This window comes from Shigella sp. FC1967 (assembly GCF_001743005.1).
GTDB lineage: Bacteria > Pseudomonadota > Gammaproteobacteria > Enterobacterales > Enterobacteriaceae > Proteus.
On sequence record NZ_MIIZ01000877.1, the window covers coordinates 1 to 2,282 of the forward strand.

Annotated in this window: 1 protein-coding gene; it reads right to left on the bottom strand. The window is 37.6% G+C overall.

The genetic code is table 11. The features are described from left to right. Positions 1 to 91: 91 nt before the first annotated feature. The gene (gene ftsP, locus BHE89_RS15110; protein ID WP_128860601.1) at positions 92 to 1,525 is read right to left on the bottom strand and encodes a cell division protein FtsP; all 1,434 of its coding nucleotides are present in this window, start codon (positions 1,523 to 1,525) and stop codon (positions 92 to 94) included. Positions 1,526 to 2,282 lie beyond the last annotated feature (757 nt).

Below are 2,282 nucleotides of genomic sequence, written 5' to 3' on the forward strand. Positions count from 1 at the left end.
AAAATATTAATCCAACATTATTTTTAATTATTAAAAAAAAACAGTATTTTTTATTTTTAAAAAATACTGTTTTTATTTTAATGTAGTGTGACTACATAGTTTTTATTCCCAAAGGCGTGACTTCCATTTGTCCTACCATTCCTTTATCTGCATTTTCTAATAATTGGCTATAATACAGGAAAGGAAAATGCGAATAAGAAGGCTGTTTTAATTCCACCAGTAATTCACTTTGATTTTCAATCCAAACAGTATCTTTCCAACCGAAATCTGCGGGTTCTGGTTTTTGACCATTATGGTTAATCACTTTAAAACGGGCGCCTTCAATATGAAATGGTTGTGGTGTTGATACTGTGACAAGCCAACGTTCCCACCCATTTTGCTTACCGACTAAATCAATTCTTGAAAGCTCCCAACGAGCATTGTTTATTCCTGGCGGGCTGTTATGCAGTTGAATAGTTCTAGGCTGAATAGACGTGGTAATTCGTGTATCATCTACCGCTAATTGAGCCGGTGCCTTGTCAGTTATTAATGACATTAATCCCGTTGGTTTAATGGTTAGTATATTGGTATTACGTAGCAAATCAGAAGGTTCAAAAATACCACGGAGCCTATCCATAAAGCCCGCACTTTGCCCAGCGGTAATTGTGACTTCACCACCTTCAGACATATCAACCAATATTTCACGTCGCTCACCTGGAGCCATTGGAATTGATTTCAGCTCTACGGGGGATGTTAATAACCCCTGATCAGAAGCGATAAGGTAAAGTGAACGACCATCATTTGCGGTTAGTTCATAACGACGGGCATTAGATGCATTGACTAAACGTAAGCGGATCCAACCTCTAGAGACTTCAATATAAGGATCTTCACGCCCATTAACCAGCAATGTATCACCATAGAAGCCATCACTAGCAGCTTCTTTGTCATATTGTGGCGTACCAAAATTATCAATCCGCTTATCTTGAATAATAAGCGGAAAGTCATTCACTCCATAATGTTTTGGTAGCGGTAGGGATTTGCTCTCTTCATCTTCCACAATCCACATTCCCACTAGCCCATTATAGACATGAGGTGCCATTTTAAAGGGAGTATTGGCGTGATACCAACATGTTGCTGCTTTCTGACGAATAGGCAATACAGGTGACCAATAAGCACCGGGTGACATTAATCTTGCTGCACCACCGATTTGAGTACCAGGAACTAATAAGCCGCTTACCGTCATTGATACTGCTTCATTAAGACGGTTACTATAAATAAGTTTTATATCATCGCCACTTTTGACTCTAATTGTCGGTCCCGGCGTTGAGCCATTGATCCCCCAAACTTCCGCTTTTTGCGTACCATTAAACGCCCAATGCACTTTTTGCAATGTCAAAAACAGTGGCTGACCACGACGAGATTCCAACAATGGCGGTATAGGTAATTGTTTATCATTAACTGATTCAGCACGAACAGAAGAAGATATAGAGCCCAGACATACCGCTAAGCCTGAAGCCTGAATAAACTGGCGACGACTAAATGACATACTTTCTCCGCAACAAAATACAAATATTCCTATCGTGTGATCAAACATACGGTGACAGGAAAAAAAAGCTGCTGTGATTTAAAGACAAAGGACTTAAATGAAATTACGGGAGCATAATAGCGCGGATATGACATAAATCCTAAAAATAGTTGATAACCAGCACGCTAAAGGAACAAGCTAAGAAACCATGACCCAAGAGCCAATCATGGAGAAAAGCAAAGACAAGATGACGATGTCGCTTCGCTCCATTATAATTGGTACCACATTGGGGCATTAGGTATTATTTTATGTTTTTTTAGTTATTACATAACCTATGCTAGTTAACTTATCAACATACAATCCGTTGATGCTGAACCCTTGAATTATTGAATACCCCAATCTAACAAGCCATAAAACTAAAATTAAAAACTGCGATCCATCAGAATGGGCCCAGATGCTTAAAACAGTCCAAAAGATGCAAAAAAATAGCCAGAAAAAACCGACCTTCCACATTTTTCTAAACAAAAATGGCCAAAATCCAAAAAAAAAATGCGAACCATGAAAATCCGCACTTAACAATTATATTATGATTACCACTTGATAATGTCAGTTTTTGTATCATGATACATTAATTAATTAATTGATTTACAATAAAAAAATAGGTTCTTGAATGAATTTCAAAATATTTCTGTTTCTGCTAATTACAAGTGCTATGACATTTAGTGCCTCATCATTTGCCAATTCAAAATTAGAAATCATTAATGAGCTGAAATCTACC

Coding starts and splice junctions, on each gene's coding strand:
- ftsP (WP_128860601.1), bottom strand. CDS start 1,525: ATGTCATTTAGTCGTCGCCAGTTTATTCAGGCTTCAGGCTTAGCGGTA.